Source organism: Streptomyces sp. SX-6 (genome assembly GCF_059089585.1).
The window spans coordinates 268,347-287,485 of the sequence record NZ_JBTHHU010000006.1 but is presented as its reverse complement, the minus strand read 5'-3'; the positions used below and the strand labels follow the sequence as shown (position 1 = coordinate 287,485).

Here is a 19,139-nt window from a genome sequence, read left to right as displayed (position 1 = left end):
GCTGACGCACAAGAAGCGGGCCGGCACATGGAGTTGATGCTCGCCGACCGGGATGGGCACGTCGAACGGTTTTCGCAGCCCAAAGCGACACGGCAGGCACCGCGCCCTCACCTGATCCAAAGATCACACCGTCGGTTCTCCATGTCGGTTACGCTCCTTCGGTGCTCGATCCCGCAGTGCTCGATCCCGCAGCGCCCTCCCGCGGCCCCGCCGAGCGCTGCGCCCGTGCCCTGCTGTCCCCCTGGTCCCGCCTGGCCCTGCTCGTGGTGCTGCTCGCCGCGGCGGTGACGACTGTCCTGGCCTGCCACCCCGAGCGGCTGCTCACGGACGGCATGGCCGCCCGGACACCGGGGCCCGCGACGCTGGTGCTGTTCACCGTGGTCTACGGGCTGTGTACCGCCGCCTTCGTGCCGCGCCCGGTGATCAGCCTCGCGGCGGGCACCCTCTTCGGCACCCAGGCCGGCACGGCCGTGGCGCTCGTGGGCACGGTGCTGGGCTCGGCCGTTTCCTTCGGGCTGGGGCGGCTGCTGGGGCAGCAGGCGCTGCGCCCGTTGATGCGCGGGCGGTGGCCGGCCGCGATCGACCGGCAGCTGAGCCGGCACGGCTTCCGCTCGGTGCTGGCCCTGCGGCTGTTCCCCGGCGTGCCGTTCGCGGCGGCGAACTATTGCGCGGCGGTCACGCGCGTGGGCTGGTCCCCGTTCCTGCTGGCGACCGCCCTGGGCTGTGCGCCGAACACCATGGCCTATGTGATCGCCGGCCGGCATGCCGCGTCACCCACCTCGCCGGCTTTCCTGGCCGCCACGGCGTTCCTGGCGGTCACCGGGCTGGCGGCCGTCGTCGTGGCCTGGCGCAAGCGGGGCCGCCTGTCCCTCCCCCGCCGCCGGCGCGCCTCGTGAGACGCGTCGTCCCCGCAGCCCGTGACAGGGGGCGGGGACGACAACGTGACGTACGGATCGCGCGGGCGTGACGTGAGATCGGTGGCGTGAAATCACTGGCGGAATGTGGCCCGTCTGGCCTGTTGCCCAGCAAAAGTCCGCCAATTTCGGACGGTCCCCCGCGCCGCCCGAAACCGGCGGACACACCGGAATCCGCCCTGCTCAGCGGGCGGGACAACCGGCACTCTCCTGAGTATATTGGCCCGGAGCCAGTCAACGCAGGAGTTACAGCATGTCCCCGCGCAGCGCGTCGGTCAATGAGGAGATGCGCCGCCGGTCACGCGAGCGGATCCTCCAGGCAACCATCGAGCTGGTGGGCGAGCGGGGGTACGAGGCGACGACGCTCGCCGACATCGCCGACCGGGCGGGCGCCGCACGCGGCCTGGTCTCCTACTACTTCCCCGGCAAGCGCCAGCTGCTGCAGTCCGCCGTGCACCGCCTGATGCACCAGGAGCTGGCCGCCGGCCTGGGCCGGGAACCCACCGCCCGGGACGGCCGGGAGCTGCTGGCCCGGGCCATAGACGCGATCCTGGGCCTCGCACGGGACCGCCCCCGGCTCATGCGCACCCACATGGCGGGGATACTCCAGGCCGAGGGCTTCATCCAATGCCCCGAGCAGCAGCATCTGGCGTTCCTGCTGCGGGACACGGTCACGCGGTACGGATCGTCCGACCCGGAGACCGACTACCGGCTGCTGCGCGCCCTGCTCATGGGCTCGGTCGTGGCCGTGCTGCTGCCGGGGGCGCCGATGCCCATGGACCGGCTGCGCGCCGAACTGTTCCAGCGCTACGGGCTGGCGTGGGAGCTCGGCGTCCCGCCGGGGGACGAACCGTCGCGACGCGGCGTCTGAGTTCCGCTGCCGCCGCGCAGCCGCGATGGGATGCTGGACGCACCTGCCGGAAGGAGTTCCTCCGTGCTTCGCGTCGCAGTCGTGGGATCGGGTCCGAGCGGTGTCTACACCGCCCAGGCACTCGTGGCGCAGGAGAGCGTCCCCGAGGTGAGCGTGGACGTCCTGGACCGGCTGCCCTGCCCGTACGGGCTGGTGCGCTACGGGGTCGCCCCCGACCACGAGAAGATCAAGTCGTTGCAGCACCAGCTGCGCATGACCCTGGAGCACCCGAGGATCACCTTCCTCGGCAATGTCCGGGTGGGCGACGGGCCGCAGGAGGTCACGCCCGGGCAGCTGCTCGGGCTGTACCACGCGGTGGTCTACTGCGTGGGGGCGGCGTCCGCCCGGCGGCTCGGCATTCCCGGCGAGGACCTGCCCGGCAGCTGTTCGGCCACGGACTTCGTCTCCTGGTACAGCGCCCACCCGGACACCGCGCCGGACGTCTTCGCGCTCCCCGCACGTTCCGCCGTCGTCATCGGCGTCGGCAATGTGGCGGTCGACGTGGCACGTGTACTGGCGCGCGGGGCGGAGGAGCTGAGACCCACCGACGTACCGCACGCGGCCCTGGCCGCGCTCGCCGAGAGCCGGGTGACGGACATTCACATGGTGGGCCGGCGCGGCCCGGCGCAGGCGAAGTTCACCACCAAGGAGCTGCGCGAGCTGGGCGCCCTGCCGGGGGCGGAGACGCTCGTACGGGCGGATGAGGCGGCGCTCGACCCCGCGTGGGACGACCCGGCCGGGCTCCCGGCCGCCGGACGGCGCAATGTGGAGGTGCTGCGGGGCTGGGCGGAGCAGCGGCCCCGGCGCCTCGGGCGCCGTATCCACCTGCGGTTCTTCCTGCGGCCCGTCGCGCTGCTCGGGGACGGCGCGGTGCGGGCGGTGCGCTTCGAGCGGACCGCCGTGGACGCCCGTGGCGGGGTGACCGGCACGGGGCGGTTCGAGGAGATCGAGGCCCAGCTGGTGCTGCGCTCGGTCGGCTACCGGGGCGTGCCGATCCCGGGGCTGCCGTTCGACGCCGAGCACGGGACGGTCCCGCATGCGGCGGGGCGCGTCCTGCGCGACGGCGTGCCGTCGCCCGGGGAGTACGTGGCGGGCTGGATCAAGCGCGGGCCGACCGGGGTGATCGGCACCAACCGGCCGTGCGCCAAGGAGACCGTGAACTCCCTGCTCGCCGACCGGGAGCTGCTGCTCGCCCGGCGCCCGGCGGATGATCCCGCCGGGGCGCTGCGGGACGGGGGCCTGGAACCGGTGGAGTGGCCGGGCTGGCTGGGGATCGAGGCGGCCGAGAACGCGCTGGGACGGCGGCTGGGGCGCAGCACGGTGAAGATCCCCGACTGGGACGGGCTGCTGACCGCGGCCCGTGGCAGGAGCTGACGGTTCGTGCGGACGCGTGCTGAGCCACTAGAGTGACGCACCGTGGCTGGACGTCCCTTGCATGAAATTGTCGAACCCGGCTGGGCCAAGGCTCTCGAGCCGGTGGCCGAGCGGATCGCCTCCATGGGCGACTTCCTGCGTGCCGAGATCGCCGCAGGCCGTACCTATCTCCCTTCGGGCGCCAACGTGCTGCGTGCCTTCCAGCAGCCGTTCGACGACGTGAGAGTACTGATCGTGGGCCAGGACCCGTATCCCACACCGGGACACGCGGTGGGCCTGAGCTTCTCCGTGGCGCCGGAGGTACGGCCGTTGCCCGGCAGTCTGGAGAACATATACCGCGAGATGCACTCCGACCTGGGGTTGCCCCGGCCGTCGAACGGGGACCTGACGCCGTGGACGCAGCAGGGTGTGCTGCTGCTCAACAGGGCGCTGACCACCGCTCCCCGCAAGCCCGCCGCCCACCGGGGCAAGGGCTGGGAGGAGGTCACCGAGCAGGCGATCCGGGCACTGGTCGCGCGCGGGCGGCCCCTGGTGGCGATCCTGTGGGGGCGGGACGCCCGCAACCTGCGCCCGCTGCTGGGCGGGGTGCCGTGCGTGGAGTCCGCCCACCCGTCGCCGATGTCGGCCGACCGCGGCTTCTTCGGCTCACGGCCGTTCAGCCGGGCCAACGACCTGCTCACGCAGCAGGGTTCGGCCCCGGTGGACTGGCGGTTGCCATAACCCCCCACGTGCTGGGAGTCGACTCGGGCGGCTCGGGGATCCGGGTCGCCCTCGCCCCCGTGGGAGACGAGGGGGCCGCGCTGAGGTGGTCCTCGCCCGTCCCCGCCGCCACGGGCGGCCGGGGCATCGACGCACGGGAGCTGCTCGGCGGCGTCCTGCCCGCCGCCCGCGAGCTGCTCCGGCGGGCCGGTGCGGAGCACTGTGAGGCCGCCTGTGTGGGGGCCGCCGGTATGGCCTCGCTCGGCGAGGAGCTGCGCGCCGTGCTGCCCGGGGCGCTGCGCGCGGAACTCGGCGTGCGGCGGCTGGCGTTGGCCTCCGACGCGGTGACGGCGTACGCGGGAGCGCTCGGGCAGCGCCCGGGCGCGGTGGTCGCCGGCGGCACCGGGCTGGTGGCGCTGGGCACGGACCTGGATCCGGGCGGCGGTTGGCGGCGCGCGGACGGCTGGGGGCATCTGCTCGGCGACTGCGGCGGCGGCGCGTGGATCGGCCGGGCCGGGCTCGAGGCGGCGCTGCGCGCGCACGACGGGCGTCCCGGCGGCTCGGCCGCACTGCTGGCCCGCCTCGAGGCCGTGTTCGGGGCGCCGGCGGGGCTGCCCGGCACGCTCTATCCCCGGGCCGACCGGCCCGCGGTCCTGGCCTCCTTCGCACCCGAGGTCGCCCGCTGCGCGGCCGACTGCCCGGTGGCCGCGGGCGTGCTCCGGGAGGCCGCGCGGCACATCGCCGGGGCCGCGGCGGCGGTCTGCCCGCGGGCGGGGGGCGAAGTGGCGCTCACGGGCGGGCTGTTCAAGATGGGGCCTCCGCTGCTCGAGCCACTGGACGAGGAGTTGCACATGCAACTCCCTCAAGTGCGGTCGTCCACCGCCTCGGGCGAGCCACTGGACGGAGCCCTGCGGGTGGCGGAGGCCCTGGTGACGGACCGTCTGCTGCTTCCCCTCGACACGACACTGCTGCGCGTCATCGACTGAACACACCCTCTGGTCGTCGTATGAAACACCGAATAAATTCGGACAGACGGCGTCCGGGAACCCCCACCCGAACGGCCGAGTCCTCCGAGCGACTAACATGCGGCGCCATGAGCTCCTCCACTGGACCCGCCTCCGGCCTGCCTGTACGAATGCCCCGTCCCCGCCAGCCGGGACGGCACCGGAGGCCGGAGCCCGTGACCGCGCCGGCGGCCGCGCCCCCGCTCGTTCTGGCGGTACCCGGCGCATCCGGCCCGACCGCGCGCCGTCTCGCCGAGGAGATCCTCAGCATCGCCCGCTCCGAGCTGCCCGGCCTCGACGCCCGGATCGGTTACGTGGACGCCCAGGAGGAGCCGGGCTGCCCCGCGCTGGACGCCGTCCTCACCCACGCCGCGGCCGTGCACGCCGCTCGCACGCGCGAAGCCGTGCAGGCCGCGCAGGAGGCCGCCGGGGACGCTGCCGGGGAGTCCTCCGCCGCGGCGTGGGCCGAGGGGCCCGCGGCCGTCGTGGTGCCGCTGCTGGCAGGGCCCGACAGCGCGGTCCTGCGCCGCATACGCCAATCGGTGGTGAGCAGCGGCTCGGCCTTCGAGCTCACGGACGCGCTCGGCCCGCACCCCCTGCTCGCCGAGGCCCTGCACGTGCGGCTCTCCGAGGCCGGCCTGGCCCGCGCCGACCGCGCCCGACTGTTCACAGTTGCAACGGCCGCGGACGGCATCGTGCTGGCCACGGTCGGCGGCGCGGAGGCGGTGCAGGCGGCGGGCATCACCGGGATGCTGCTCTCCGCGCGCCTGGCGGTGCCGGTGCTGGCGGCGGCGCTGGACGAGGACGGTGCCGTGGCCCGTGCCGCGGAGCAGCTGCGCGGTTCCGGCTCCCGCAACCTGGCGCTCGCCCCCTGCCTCATCGGGCCCGAGGCGGACGAGGCGCTCCCGGCCATCGCGGCCAAGGAGGCGGGCTGCGCCGCGGCCGCACCGCTGGACGCGTACCCGGCGATCGGCCGGCTCGTGCTGGCCAAGTACATGGCCGTGCTGGGCATCACGCCCCAGAACGCGCAGCAGGCCGCGCCGCTGCGCTGACCGGTGACCGGTGACCGCTTGCAGGGGCCTCCTGTGGGAGGCCCCTTCGGCATTCCTGAAGGTGTTCCGGGGGCTCAGGAAAAGAAGACGACGCAGGACACCGCGGGCAGTTCGACCGCGCCCGTGCGACGCGGTATGCCGGTGCCGGGGTCGACGGCGAACCAGGTGACGTCGCCGGAGCGCTCGTTGGCGGCGTAGAGCATGCCGCTGTCCGGGTGCGCGGTCAGGTGCCGCGGCCAGTGGCCGCCGCAGTCGGTGCTGTCGCGCAGCTCCAGACGCTCGCCCGAGCCGTCGAGGGCGAGGGTGGCGATGGTGTCGTGGCCCCGGACGGCCGCCCACAGGAACCGGCCGTCGGCGGAGATCACGGGCTCCGACGGGTACACGGGCCCCTCGGTGCCGGGCGGCACCACGGGGGTCTCCCCCACCGGCTCCAGGCCGCCCGTCTCCGCGTCCCACCGGCAGACGGTGACGGTGGGCTCCAGCTCGCCCAGGACGTACACCAGGTCGCCGCGCGGGTGGAAGACGAGGTGCCGGGGCCCCGACCCCGGCCGGAGCGGCGTCTCGCGGTGCGGGCCCGGCATGCCGGTGACGGGGTCGAGCGCGTACGTCCACACCGAGTCCGTGCCGAGGTCGGCGGCCAGGGCCCAGCGGCCGGAGGGATCGGGGGCGATGCCGTGCGCGTGCGGTTCCGACTGGCGGGCGGACACCGGGCCGCTGCCGTGGTGCCGGAGCACGGCAGCGGGCTCGCCGACGGTGCCGTCCGCGCGCAGCGGGAGCGCGCTGACGCTGCCCGAGCCGTAGTTGGCGGTGAACAGATGCCCGCCGGCGAGGGCCAGGTGCGTGGGGGCGTCGCCGCGCACCGGCACGGGCGGGCCGAGCGGTTCGGGCCGTGCGGGATCGGCGAGGGAGAAGGCGGCCACGGCTCCGTCCTCGGTCTCGCTCACCGCGTGGAGCACGTCGCCGCCGGGGGCGAGGGCGAGGAACGACGGGTTCGCGACGGCGTCGGTGGAGTACACGGGTCTCAACGCGCCCGTGTCGCCGTCGACTTCCGCGACGGTGAGGCCGAGGCCTCCCGCCTCCGTGAACGACCCGGTACAGGCCCACCGGCCCCGGCGTGCGCTGCTGGTCATCGCGCGATCCTCCCCCTCGGCACCATTGCGGTCCGACGCTATACCGCGCCACTGACACCACCGCCGGTCAGGTCCCGGCCAGCGGCGAGGGACGGGCGCTGTACAGCGGTGCGGCGAGCTCGGCCAGTGCCCGCTCCAGGCCGTGCAGATGGGCGAGCGCCGGGTGGGCCGGGGCCGGTGGTGCGGCCGTGACGGCGGCCTCGGTGTCGCGGGTCCGCTCCGGTGCGGTCAGCGCCTCGACGGCGGCCTCCACGCGCCGGCACGCGGCGGTGAGGCGGTCGTCGTGGGAGGCCTCCGGGTCCGCGGCGACCGAGGCGAGGCCGCGGACCTCGCGGGCGCAGTCGTCGAGGAGCGCGAGCACGCGGCGGGCCTTGTGCTTGCGGCCTCGAAGGGGGCTCAGCGGGTGGACGAGCGGGCCCAGCGAGAGCCGTACGCGGCCGAGCAGCAGCTCCAGCTCGGCGACGTGCGGCGCGGGGTCCGCGGCCGGGGAGCCGGCCAGGCGGGCGGCGGCCTCGGCGGCACAGACGTGGACGCAGCGCAGCGCGCGCCCGATCCAGGCGTCGGTGGTGGCGTGCGTGGTCACCGGGAGCACGAGGAGTACGGCCAGGGCCGCGCCGACGGCCCCGACGCCGGTCTCGGCCAGCCGCAGGGCGAGCAGCCCGGGGTCCAGGACGCCCAGGAGTCCGTAGAGCAGCCCGGCCATGACCGTGACGGAGAGCATCATCCAGGTGTACGAGACGGCGGACGTGTAGAAGATGCCGAAGACGCAGACCGCGACGAGGACCGCGGTGGGCACGGGGGCCCCGTTCAGCGGAAGGGCGACGACCATCCCGATGGCGATGCCGATCAGCGTGCCGAGGATCCGCCGGAAGCCGCGGACCAGGGTCTCGCCGCGCGAGGCGGTGTTCACGAAGATCCACCAGGTGGCGCCCACGGCCCAGTACCAGCGCTGGTCGGACAGCAGCTGCCCGGCGGAAAGGGCGAAGGCGGCGCCAAGGGTCGCCTGCACCGCCTGGCGCGTGGTCGTCCGGGCCAGGCCGCTCCCGCCCGGCGGCGCGGGCGCGGCGGGGGGCGGCAGGCGCCGCTCGTAGCACCACAGCCCGAACCGCACGGCGGAGGACGTCACCAGGGCCAGGGCGACGGCGGCGTACAGCTCGGGCAGCTGGCCCGGCACCGTGTGCAGGAACTGCGTCTCGAAGAACGTCATGAACGCGAACACCCCGAGGGAGTGGCCGCGCGCGCCCCAGCGGCGGGCGTAGACCCCCGCCCCCACGACGGCGAGGAAGGCCGCGTCCCGCAGCAGCGGGTAGTCGTGCAGCACCGCCGCGAGGGCCAGCACCGGGAAGCCGACCACGGGCAGCAGGACGGTGGTGACCGCCTGGCCGCGCACGGTGGCGTCGGTGACGGTGAAAAGGGCGAGCATGGCCGCGAGCCCGCCGGCGATGGCCGCGACGAGCGAGTGTCCGGCGAGACCGCAGAAGGCCACCGCCAGGCCGACTCCGAGTACAGCCCGGGCACCGCTGCGCAACCGCAACAGCCCCGGGTCCGGAGCCATGAACACCCTCTTGAGCACTGCTTCCCGCCCCTTCGGCACACCGGCAGTACACCGGCATGAAAAAGGCGCCGCGGAATCCCGCAGCGCCATTGACGGCACCATCACAACATCATGTCGGCTGGTGGCTCAAGAGAGGCCGGAAATGCTGTGCCATTGGCACAGTCCGGAAGGAGTGCAGCAGGCCGTGAAAGGGCCAATGGCGCCCTCCCGGCCGGCGAGGGGGAAAGGCCGGCCGGAAGGGCGCCGAGGCGTCACCGGTGTGCGGTCACGCGGCGGACCGGCTGGCCGCGTAGTACTCGCGCAGCCACTTGCCGATCACGGGGTACAGCCGGCGCGAGACGGCCAGCAGCTCGGCCGGGGGCGTGAACTCCGGGTCGAGCTCGTCCGCCCACTCGGAGAACGCGTTCTGGAAGCCGGCCTCGATGACCATCGGGTACATCACGGGCAGGCGCCACGGGTACTCGTACCCGGTGGCGAGCAGGTGGGCGGCCGCGGTCTGGACGATCTCCTCGCGGGTGCCCGAGGCGATGGGCTTGCGGACGGGCTTGAAGGCGTCCCAGTCGAGCTCGTGCTCCTCGCCGAGCAGGCGGCGCGTCATCTCCTCCGCCAGCAGCGGGGAGAGCGTCAGGCCGTCGCGGTAGGTGCCGGTCATCATCCACAGGCCGTCGAGGCCGTCGGTCTCGCCCAGCAGCGGGAAGCCGTCGAGCGACACCGGCCGGTTGCCCACCTGGAGCTTGTGCACGCCGCTGCCCCACAGCTCGCGCCGCACCTGACGGGCCGCGCACTCGAGCAGGAAGAGGACGTCGCCCATGGCGGGAGTGGTGACGGGCTCCGGCGAGATGACGTTGGTCGCACCGACGTACACCTCGCCCTCGCCGCGCGGCAGGACGTGCAGGCCGCAGGCGAACGCCCGGTTCGGCGTGCGCAGCACGCTGCGCGGGCCGCTGATGCCCTCGGTGCGCATGATCGCCGAGACGCCGTAGCCGCTGACCAGCCGGGGCATCCGCGCGGCCAGTTCGGGGATGGTGTCGATGAGCTCCTGGCAGCGCGCGCCGCCGGCGACGACGACCTTCGCGCTGGACAGCCGCTCGCCCGAGGCGAGGACGACACCGCTGACGCGGCCCTCGCCGTGCAGCAGTTGGACGGCGGTGTCCTCGACGAGGGTGCCGCCGCGCCGCACGAACGCGGCCTGGAGACGCTCGAGGAGCACGGGCGTGTTCACTGCGTGCTCGCCCGGGATGAACATGGCGCGCAGGGGACGGGCGTTGGGGTCGGGATCCAGCCACTCGATGTCGGCGGGCTCGACGTCCTCGAACGGCTCGTCGTACTGGGTGAGCGTCTTGCGGATGGCGGCGAAGTTGTCGTCGTCGATGTCGGCGGTGCCGACGGTGTTGAGCATGACGACGGTTCCGTCGGCGCTGCGGACCTGTGCGCCCGGGGCGTCGCCGTCGAGCTCGGTCACCCAGGAGTCCCACATCTTCCCGGCGCGGACACCGAAGTCCAGCTTGGTGCGGCCGTGTTCGGACTTCAGCAGGGTGGTGGTGACCTCGCCGAAGCAGCCGAGCATCGCACCGGCCGCGGTGGTGGCGGCGGTCGGGCGGTGCGCCTCGCCGATGAGCGCGACGCCGAGACCCCGACGGGCCAGCGTCAGGCCGAGCGAGAGACCGAGCACTCCGTTGCCGACGACGACGACATCAAAGGCTTTCTGATCGATAGGACTGGCGCTCACGGTTCTCCCTTTTGAGCTGGCTCTGGCGATCGAGGCGCAGGGGCGATTTCCGGACATCGAACCGGCCTGCGTTTTTCCGTCGCCAAAACTAGGCGGGCCCCATGACCCGGCCAACCCCTAGGTGCCCCAGTCGCACCGGTAACAGGGCAGGTGGGGGCCCCGTACAGAGAACTCCGCGAGCTCCGCGCCGCCGGTCAGGCGGGCACCTCGACGGCGAGCTGCCAGACGCGGCCGCCGTCCTGGAGCCCCGCCTCCAGCGTGCCGCCGACGAGAGCCAGCCGTTCCCGCATCCCGGTGAGCCCGTATCCGGACACGGGCGGCGCCTCGTCGACGAACTTGCCCGCCTTGAGTACGTCGTTGCGCACTTCGAGCCGCAACGTGCCCGCGCCGTAGTCCAGTCCGACGGTCACGTCGCTTCCGGGCGCGTGCTTGGCCGCGTTGGTGAGAGCCTCGCGGGCGGCGCGGACGATGGCGACGGTGGGGCCCGAGGGCAGCGGTCGTGCCGCTCCGGTGGTGGTGAGCCGGACGACGGTGTGGTGGTCGCGCCCGAACTGCTCGACGAACTCCTCGAGCATCTCCGGGAGCGAGGTCACGTCGTCGCGCAGTGCGGCGACGGCGGAGCCGGCCTCGGCCAGCCCCTGGTCGGCCAGCCGGTTGGAGCGCTGGACGCGTGCGCGCGCGGCGTCGATGTCGCCGTTCTCCAACAGCGAGTCGGCGGCCTTGAGTTGGACGGTCAGCGCGCCGAGGGAGTGCGCGAGGACGTCGTGGATCTCGCGCGCGATCCGGGCCCGCTCCCCCAGTACGGCGATCTGTGCCTGTTCCTGCTGCATGAGCGTTGCCTGGTGCAGCAGTTGCTCGGCCTGCTCGGCGCGCAGCTGGTACTGGCGCTGGTTGAGGCCGAGCAGGGCGAGGAGCGAGACCATGAGAGTGTAGCCGGCCAGGTCGCCCAGTCCCGTACCGCCCGCGGCCGCGCTGGCCAGGGTCAGTACGAGGCAGCCTCCGTCCACCAACCACAGGGCCGCCGCTCTCGGTTGGCGCCAGGCGGTGAAGCGGCCGAGCACGACGCTGACGATGATCACCGCGGTGGAGTCGTGCGCCCAGCCGGCCGCCGCCGCGGGCAGCGCGGCGCTGGCCACCAGGGCCGCACCGGCCAGCCGCGGCCGCTGCTCGACGAGGAAGTGGAAGACGCACCACAGGACGAGGGAGGCCGCGTAGACCACCCACATGGCCACGGAGCCCTCCCGGGCCGTGGCCAGGGTCCCGACCAACAGGCCGAAACCGATGACCTGCATGACCAGGCTTGCAGGTGCGAACGTGTCTGAATCGGTTTGCTGGTCGCCCGTGGCGTGCACCGTCTCTCCCGACCGGCTGTTGCTGCTGCTCTTGCCGCCGGTCCCGACTGTGACGGTCAGCGACGGCCTGCCCTGCGGTAGATGATAACCATCGCGATCAGGAGGATGATCACTGCCGCGACGACGATGCCCATCTTCCAGAGCTTGTCCAGCAGCAGGTGCTGGAGCAGCTCTCCGTCGTCGTCCTTCTTGGCGGCCTCGGCGAGGAAGTAGCTCATCATGATCCCGTGCTCACCTTCGCCGGTTCTGGTCGTTCAGGACGGAGAAGATGGTCCTCAGCAGACCGCCGCGGCCACCGCGTCGCAGATTCTGCCTGTTCTCCATCACGCTGCGGGCGATGGGCCCGACTTGATCGCGCGCCTTGTTCAACGTCTGTTGGTTGATGGCGCCCTTGCGCTTGAGCATCATCAGCACCGCGAATCCGATCACCGCGAGCACGACGACACCGGCCGCGATCAAAATGAACCGCAGCAGTACGAAGTTCATCAGTCCACCGCTGCTCAGAGCTAAAGTCATCGTGCTTTTCCTTCCGAAGATCTTGCTTCGACACTACCCCGGGTACCCGGCCGGACGAGGTGCTTCCCGGGTGGGCTTCAGGTGGACCCGGGTGGATTTCCACGTCCACCCGATTCCGTTATTCGCCGCCCTGGGAGGAGGCTTTCCCCGCCTCCGCCTCCTCCTGGGCGATCAGCTCGGAGACGCTGAGTTCGCGCAGGGGAACTTCCTTGAGGCACAAGGCGAGTACCAGGGTGAGGAGCATGATTCCCGCGCCTATCAGGAATCCCGTCTGGAGGGAGGAGGCGAAGCCCTCGCGGAACGGCCGTACGAGCACCGGGTCGATGGTCTTGAGGAACGTCGAGTCCGAGGGCACCGTCGTACTGCCGTGCAGCAGGTCGAAGAAGGCGCTGTTGCGCGGCGCGGAGGCGACAGCGGGGTCGTGGACCGCCGCGGTGACCGCGGGGTCGGCGGATCTGCCGCCCACGGCGGCCGAGATGTTGCCGCGGAGCGTGCCGAAGACGACGGAGAGGAACAGGGCCACACCGAGGGCGCCGGCCATCTCGCGCAGGAACATCAGGGAGGCCGTCGCCACTCCGGTGTCGCGCGGCGGTACGGCGTTCTGCACGGCCACGGTGACCGCCTGGGTGCAGTTGCCGATGCCGATGCCGAACATCACGACGACGACCAGGGGCACCCACAACGGCGTGTCCGCGCCGATGAAGGAGAAGGCGAACATGCCGGCGGCGGTGATCGCGGCTCCGATCACCGGCAGGATCTTGTACCGCCCGCGGCGTGAGATCAGCGCTCCCGAGACCACCGTGGCGATCATGATGCCGGCCATCATCGGCAGCATGACCAGGCCGGACTCCATCGGGGTGGCGTTGCGCACCAGTTGGAGATAGAGCGGCACCAGGGAGATGCAGCCGAACATGCCGACGCCCACGGTGAGGGCGGTCAGGATGGCGGTGCTGTAGGTGGAGATGCGGAACAACCGCAGGGGAATGAGCGCGGATTCGCCGGCCCGCCGCTCGACGACGACGAAGGCCGCCAGGCCCAGCAGCCCGACGGCCAGCGAGCCCAGCGTGGCCGCCGAGCCCCAGCCCCACTCCCGGCCGTGGTCGCACAGGACCAGCAGCGGTACGAGGCCCACGGTGATGGTGACCGCGCCCCAGATATCGATCTTCGTTTCCTTGCGGCGGTGATCCAGGTCGAGGACCTTGGCGATGATGACCATCGCCACCACACCGATGGGGACATTGACCAGGAACACCCAGCGCCAGCCGGTGATCCCGAGGATGCTGTCGGTGCCCGCGAGGGCGCCGCCCACGGTCGGCCCGAGGATGCTCGCCGCGATCCACACGCCCATGAAGTACCCCTGGTACCGCGAACGGTCGCGCGGGGGAACGATGTCGGCGGTGATCGCGAAGGCGAGCGCCATCAGCCCGCCGCCACCGAGCCCCTGAAGGCCCCGGAATGCGGCGAGTTGATACATCGACTGGGCGAAGGTGCAGGTCAGCGAGCCCGCCAGGAAGAGGGCGATCGACACCAGATAGACCGGCTTACGGCCGTAGATGTCGGAGAGCTTCCCGTAGATCGGGGCGGCGATGGTGGAGGTGACCAGATACGCGGTGGTCGCCCAGGCCTGCAGGCTGAGCCCGCCGAGCCCGTCCGCAATGGTCTTGATCGACGTGCTCATGACCGTCTGGTCGAGCGCGGACAGGAACATGCCCGCGATGAGGCCCGGCAACACGGCCATCACCAGCCGGTGTTGCCGGGCCTTCGCGGCCTCTTTTTCCTCTTCCTCAGCAGCGGACGGTCCGGTCGCCTGGGCCACTCTTCACTTCTCCTGCCTCGCGAGCGCCCTCAGCGCTTGCGCTTCATAACCATCAGTACTCCGAACAGCACGATCGCCAGCACGAGTACGCCACCGACGATCAGCCCGAACCGGAGCAGGGCGAAATTCATCAGCGACTCGGAATCGAGAGCCAGGTTCACCGGCTGGTCCACCGCAGCGGCGAGATTCATCGGTCATCTTCCTTTCGACGAGGTCGTGATCCGACGCTAGCCGGGCGGCTGGTGGAGTCGCGACCACCCGCGGGTGGGCTTCCGGGAGGATCCCGTCTCAACCCTTGGCGAGACTCTTGGCGAGCTCAGCCCTTGGCGAGCGATTCGAGGTGTGCCACCACTTCCTCGACCCCGGGCAGCGCCCGCATCGCGGTGCGGACGGCAGCCGCGCGTGCGCCGTAGCCGGGGTCGGAGAGGATCCGGCGGCATGCGGAGGCCACGGCCTCCGCGGTGGGCTCGGCGGCGAGCAGGCCGAGGCCGAGCTCCTCCAGCCGGCGCCCGTTGTGCTCCTGTTCGCCGTCCTGCGGGACCACGACCACCGGCGTGCCCGAGGCCATCGCCTCGCGGGTGCCGTTGTAGCCGCCGTGGGAGACGAAGAGGGAAGCATGCTGCAGGAGCAGCGGCTGGTCGACCCAGTCGGACACCAGCACGTTGTCCGACCCGGTGAGTCCGTCGACCGCCAGGCGGCCGGTGGAGACCACCGCGAAGCAGTCCAGCGCGGACAGCGCCGAGGCGAGCATGCGGAGGATCTCCGCCGGGTCGGGACCGTCGCCGGTCACCCCGAGCCCGGCGTCGAGGGCCTCCTGCGTGGTGGCGAACTCGCTTCCCACGGTGGCCAGGACGAGCGGCCGTCCGGCGAGCCGGTCCGCGATCTCCGGGGGCAGCTCGCGGAGCGGTCCGTCCGCCGACGGCTCCCGGTAGCAGAACGCGGGGGGTATGTCGAACATGGCGAAGGAGAACTCCGCCGGCACGCAGTCGATCCGTCCGTGGCGGTAGATCGACTGCGGGTCCCGCTGGGCGGGCAGTCCGGCCTCGGCCCGCCGCTCGTTGAGCGGGCCGAGGACGCGGACCGGGTCGAGCACATTGCCGTCCCCCGACGGCACGGAGACGAACGGGACGTCCAGGGCCTCGGCGACCAGGCACGCCGCCAGCTCCGCGCCGTCGCGCAGGATCAGATCCGGCCCGAACCGCTTCGCCAGCGGGAGCACTGCCCGTACCGCCGTGGTGACGTGCGGGGCGGTGTCCACCCACGCCATCTGCCCGGCGATGTCGGCGAATTGGGCGATCAGCTCCCGGGGCGGCTCGGCACCCGAGCGCAGGATCTCGAGGACCGGCGCGAACTTCTCGAGGAGACTCGGCAGGACCGGGTGCACCTCCGGGAACTCCGCGAACCGCGGGGCCAGCCGCTCGGTGGTGACGACGAGAAGCTCGTGCCCCTTGGCGGACAGCGCCCGGGCGAGAGGCAGCATCTCGTTGGCATGGCCGACGGAGCCGGTGACCGAGATCAGAACGCGCATCGGATACTCCAGAGTTCGGGGGACGGGCGTGCTCAGAGGAGCACGCTGTGCTCCGTGCGAAGGGACCCCGTGGTGTCGAACAGGCGGTCCGCACGGGCGATGAGCTCGAGGTCGAACAGGTCGTGCCGCTGCAGCAGCACCGTCAGGTCGGCCTCGTCCATCGCGGCCTGCAGGTCCGGCACCCCCTCGATCCGTCCGCCCGGCCAGCTCAGGCCGTCGGCGTACGGGTCGTGGCAGACCACCTTCGCCCCGCGCTCGAGCAGCGCCTGGGCGATCGGCGCGGCCGGAGTGTGCCGGGTGTCGTCCGTGTTCGGCTTGTACGTCACGCCGAGCAGCAGGACCGTCGCGTCACCGATGGCGGTGCCGCGCTGCTCGATCTCCTTGACGATCCGGTCGGCCACCCACAGGGGCATGCTCTCGTTGACCCGGTGCGCGGTCTCGGACATCTTGAAGGCCATGCCGAGGGTGCCCGCGTGGTGGATCAGGTAGAGCGGGTCGGCGGGTATGCAGTGACCGCCGACGCCGGCACCGGGCCAGAACGGGTGGAAGCCGTACGGCTTCGTCGACGCCGCGGCCACGGTGTCCCAGACGTCGATGCCCATGCCGTGGCACAGCTGCGCGAACTCGTTGACGAGCGCGATGTTGACCTGGCGGTAGGTGTTCTCCAGGATCTTGGCCGCCTCGGCCTCGCGCATGCCCCGGGTCATGTGCACCGTGGTCACCTGGCGGTAGAACTCCGCGGCGCGCTCGCCGCACGCGGAGGTCAGGCCGCCGACCACACGCGGGGTGTTGCCGATCCGGTAACGGGAGTTGCCCGGGTCGATCCGCTCGGGCGAGTAGGCGAGGTTGAAGTCGACGCCCGCGCGCAGCCCGGACTTCTCCAGGATCGGCTGCAGCAGTCCGTCGGTGGTGCCGGGATGCGTGGTCGACTCGACGATGACGAGCTGCCCGGCGCGCAGCTGTCCGGCCACGGCCTCGACCGCGCCGGTGAGCGGCCCCAGGTCCGGCTCGTCGCCGTGGACCGGGGTCGGCGCGCACACGACGACGACCGAGCACTCGGCGAGCACCGCCGGGTCGGTGGACGCCGTGAGCCGGCCGTCGAGCGCCCGGATGTCGGCGTCGGTGACGGTGTCCACCGGCGAACGGCCGTCGTTCACCGCCCCGACCCGGCGCGGGTCGATGTCGAAACCGACAACCTCGTTGCCGGCCTTGGCCAGTTCGACGGCCAGCGGCAGTCCGGCATAGCCGATCCCGACCATGCCGACGTGAAGGCTCCCCATGGCAGACCTCCTGATTTCCACGGGTGAAGCGAGAAAAAAGCGAGAAAAAAGCGAGAAAAATTGGGAGCGCGCTCGTCAGTAGGCGAGGCGGTAGGGCACGAACGACTCGGCGTAGGCGCAGTTCCAGGACGAGCCGGTCGCGGCGTCGATGCCGCGGATCTGCTCGATGGACCGCGGCCCGCTGGAGCGCATCTGCGTTCCGTAGGCCTGGAGCGCCTCGTGCTTGGCCTGCCAGTGCCCGGAGGTGTCGACGTGCACCCACCAGGACTCGTTCATGGCGGACCAGCGGTCCTCGACCCCGCGATAGCCGAGCACGATGCGGGGGGTGGGCTTCAGGCCGGCGGGCTGTATCCGGGCCGCGGCGAACGCGGCGCGGTGCACGGCCTGGTGGTCCTGGTGGTAGCCGCCCGCGGAGGGGATGAACAGGGCGTCCGGCCTGACCGTCGACAAGGAGACCTCCTCGTGACGCTCGATCAGGTCGACCAGGTCGCGCTGGCGGTTGCAGACGTCCATCTCGCCGGTGTGGTCGACCCAGGCGATGGTGCTGCTCTTGACACCGAGCGCGGCGCAGGCCTTCTCGAACTCCTGGTGCCGCACGGACGGTTCGCTGGAGCTGCCCCACATCTTCGCCGCGCGCACGGTGACGCACAGCACGTGGACCTCGACGCCCTCGGAGGCCAGCCGGGCGAGGGTGCCGCCGGGGCCGATGGTCTCGTCGTCGGGGTGCGGTGCCACGACCAGGACGCGGTCGCCCGGCTGGAGGCCGAGCGCCGTCGGGGTGCCCGTCATCGCTGCGCCGCGGTTCCGTCCACAAGGGACTCCAGGTGCGCGACGACCGACTCGACGCCCGGCAGGCCGAGCATCTGGCGCTGTGCGGCACGGATGTTGTCGTGGATCTTCTGGTCGTTCAGCACGCGCTCGACGACCTTCGCGATGCCCTCGGGGCTGACATCGGTGATCCACTCGCCGATGCCGAGCTCGGCCAGGCGGCCCGCGTTGTGGGCCTCGTCGCCGAACTGCGGCAGCGCCACCATCGGGACGCCGGCCCGGATGCCCTCGCGGATGCCGTTGTAGCCGCCGTGGGTGAGGAAGAGCTGGGTGCACTCGAGCAGCAGCGGCTGCGGGACGAAGTCCATGATGTGGACGTTCGGGCCGACCTTGGCGCCCTCGACGGAGACCCCGCCCGTGGAGATCACGGCGTGGCAGTCCACGGTCGACAGCGCCTCGATGATCATGTAGAGCGTCTCGACCGGGTCGAGCATGCCGTCGGGCAGACCGATGCCGCGCTCCTGCATCTCGAGCAGCACCGGGAGCGAGGTGCCCACCGAGGCCAGGACGATCGGCTTGTCCCCGGAAAGATCGGCGAGTTCGGCCGGCAGCGTGGTCTGCTGGGCGCCGAGCATCGGCTGGCGGTAGGCGACCGCCGGGGGCACGTCGTACTGGGCGAACGAGTAGGCGTGCGGCACACAGTCGACCTTGCCGTGGGCGTAGATCGACCACTTGTCGGTCTGCTCGGGCAGCCCGACCTCCTTGCGCCGCGAGTTGAGCAGCCAGTTGGCGCCCTCGGGGTCGACGACGTTGCCGGTGCCGGAGGGGGCGGAGATGTGCGGGATGCCCAGCGTCTCCGCGATCAGTACGCCGGAGAGCTCGCCGCCGTCGCGGACGATCAGGTCCGGCTTGAACTCCTGGGCGAACGGGAGCGCGGCCCGGTAGGAGCGGGTCACGTGCGGGCCCGCGGCGAACATCATCATCTTCATCCGGATGTCGGCGAAGTCCTCCGGCTTGAGCTCGAGGTCACCTCCGCCCGCCAGGATCTTGCCGACCTCCTCCACGATGGCGTCGACCAGGTTCGGCATCGCCGGCTCCACCCGGACACCCGATCCGTCGAACACCGTCGCCAGGTGCTCGGGCAGGACCACCATCACCTCGTGACCGGCGTCGACGAGCCCGCGCAGCAGCGGCAGCACCGCGCGCGCGTGGCCCTGGGAGCCGGTGACCGTCGAAAGAACTCTCATCAAGCTGACCCTCTTCGCATGGGATGGCTGTCGTTCGGAAAGTGAATTCGTGAATTCTTTTTCGTGCGGTGATGCGGGTGATGTGGTGAGGAAAAGCCCGCAAATTCGGCTCACCGGCGGCTTTTGAGATGACTGCCGCACCTCGAAGAAAATTAATGATCCACGGGGGCGGCGAACAACCCCTACCTCCCCTACCCCCGCCCTTACCAACTGCCCCTCGCATCACGGTTCTCGGGCCGCTGGACAGCCCTTACCGGGGTTCCGG

18 protein-coding genes are annotated in these 19,139 nt (G+C 72.0%); 6 read left to right on the top strand and 12 right to left on the bottom strand.

The window, feature by feature from the left end; translation table 11 throughout:
• Positions 1 to 122: 122 nt before the first annotated feature.
• From ACV530_RS10230 to ACV530_RS10205, 6 genes are all read left to right on the top strand, one after another.
• Complete coding sequence (locus ACV530_RS10230; protein WP_494332036.1) at positions 123 to 896, top strand: TVP38/TMEM64 family protein; 774 nt, start codon at positions 123 to 125, stop codon at positions 894 to 896.
• Between the two features lie 271 nt (positions 897 to 1,167).
• Positions 1,168 to 1,785 (top strand): TetR/AcrR family transcriptional regulator, encoded by a 618-nt coding sequence (locus tag ACV530_RS10225; RefSeq protein ID WP_494332004.1) that lies wholly within the window; start codon positions 1,168 to 1,170, stop codon positions 1,783 to 1,785.
• Positions 1,786 to 1,848: 63 nt separating this feature from the next.
• Entirely contained in the window at positions 1,849 to 3,198 is a 1,350-nt protein-coding gene (locus tag ACV530_RS10220) for an FAD-dependent oxidoreductase (RefSeq protein ID WP_494332003.1), read from the top strand.
• A 42-nt stretch (positions 3,199 to 3,240) separates the two neighbouring features.
• On the top strand, positions 3,241 to 3,918 hold the full coding sequence (locus ACV530_RS10215; protein ID WP_494332002.1) for a uracil-DNA glycosylase: 678 nt from the start codon (positions 3,241 to 3,243) through the stop codon (positions 3,916 to 3,918).
• Between the two features lie 8 nt (positions 3,919 to 3,926).
• The gene (locus ACV530_RS10210) at positions 3,927 to 4,883 is read left to right on the top strand and encodes an N-acetylglucosamine kinase (protein WP_494332001.1); all 957 of its coding nucleotides are present in this window, start codon (positions 3,927 to 3,929) and stop codon (positions 4,881 to 4,883) included.
• A gap of 107 nt (positions 4,884 to 4,990) precedes the next feature.
• Positions 4,991 to 5,953 (top strand): sirohydrochlorin chelatase family protein, encoded by a 963-nt coding sequence (locus ACV530_RS10205; RefSeq protein WP_494332000.1) that lies wholly within the window; start codon positions 4,991 to 4,993, stop codon positions 5,951 to 5,953.
• A gap of 74 nt (positions 5,954 to 6,027) precedes the next feature.
• Here ACV530_RS10205 and ACV530_RS10200 read toward each other — a convergent pair whose 3' ends face one another.
• From ACV530_RS10200 to ACV530_RS10145, 12 genes are all read right to left on the bottom strand, one after another.
• Positions 6,028 to 7,083, bottom strand: a complete 1,056-nt coding sequence (locus ACV530_RS10200; RefSeq protein ID WP_494331999.1) for a lactonase family protein — start codon at positions 7,081 to 7,083, stop codon at positions 6,028 to 6,030.
• A gap of 67 nt (positions 7,084 to 7,150) precedes the next feature.
• Positions 7,151 to 8,656, bottom strand: a complete 1,506-nt coding sequence (locus tag ACV530_RS10195; protein ID WP_494331998.1) for an FUSC family protein — start codon at positions 8,654 to 8,656, stop codon at positions 7,151 to 7,153.
• A gap of 247 nt (positions 8,657 to 8,903) precedes the next feature.
• Positions 8,904 to 10,367: an NAD(P)/FAD-dependent oxidoreductase gene (locus ACV530_RS10190; RefSeq protein ID WP_494331997.1), complete on the bottom strand. Its 1,464-nt coding sequence runs from the start codon at positions 10,365 to 10,367 to the stop codon at positions 8,904 to 8,906.
• A gap of 194 nt (positions 10,368 to 10,561) precedes the next feature.
• Complete coding sequence (locus ACV530_RS10185) at positions 10,562 to 11,719, bottom strand: sensor histidine kinase (RefSeq protein WP_494331996.1); 1,158 nt, start codon at positions 11,717 to 11,719, stop codon at positions 10,562 to 10,564.
• Between the two features lie 56 nt (positions 11,720 to 11,775).
• On the bottom strand, positions 11,776 to 11,940 hold the full coding sequence (locus ACV530_RS10180) for a hypothetical protein (protein ID WP_494331995.1): 165 nt from the start codon (positions 11,938 to 11,940) through the stop codon (positions 11,776 to 11,778).
• Positions 11,941 to 11,950: 10 nt separating this feature from the next.
• A complete protein-coding gene (locus tag ACV530_RS10175) occupies positions 11,951 to 12,205 on the bottom strand; it encodes a hypothetical protein (protein ID WP_494331994.1) in 255 nt (84 codons plus the stop codon).
• Between the two features lie 148 nt (positions 12,206 to 12,353).
• Positions 12,354 to 14,051 carry an MDR family MFS transporter gene (locus tag ACV530_RS10170; RefSeq protein ID WP_494331993.1) on the bottom strand — a complete coding sequence of 566 codons (1,698 nt, stop codon included), beginning with the start codon at positions 14,049 to 14,051 and terminating at the stop codon, positions 12,354 to 12,356.
• Positions 14,052 to 14,080: 29 nt separating this feature from the next.
• Positions 14,081 to 14,242, bottom strand: coding sequence for a hypothetical protein (locus ACV530_RS10165; RefSeq protein ID WP_494331992.1), 162 nt, complete (start codon positions 14,240 to 14,242; stop codon positions 14,081 to 14,083).
• A 125-nt stretch (positions 14,243 to 14,367) separates the two neighbouring features.
• Positions 14,368 to 15,579, bottom strand: a complete 1,212-nt coding sequence (locus ACV530_RS10160) for a glycosyltransferase (protein ID WP_494331991.1) — start codon at positions 15,577 to 15,579, stop codon at positions 14,368 to 14,370.
• Between the two features lie 32 nt (positions 15,580 to 15,611).
• A complete protein-coding gene (locus tag ACV530_RS10155) occupies positions 15,612 to 16,859 on the bottom strand; it encodes a nucleotide sugar dehydrogenase (RefSeq protein ID WP_494331990.1) in 1,248 nt (415 codons plus the stop codon).
• A 75-nt stretch (positions 16,860 to 16,934) separates the two neighbouring features.
• A complete protein-coding gene (locus ACV530_RS10150; protein ID WP_494331989.1) occupies positions 16,935 to 17,648 on the bottom strand; it encodes a PIG-L deacetylase family protein in 714 nt (237 codons plus the stop codon).
• Entirely contained in the window at positions 17,645 to 18,874 is a 1,230-nt protein-coding gene (locus ACV530_RS10145; RefSeq protein WP_494331988.1) for a glycosyltransferase, read from the bottom strand. Before ACV530_RS10145 ends, ACV530_RS10150 begins: the two co-directional genes overlap by 4 nt.
• Positions 18,875 to 19,139: the final 265 nt, after the last annotated feature.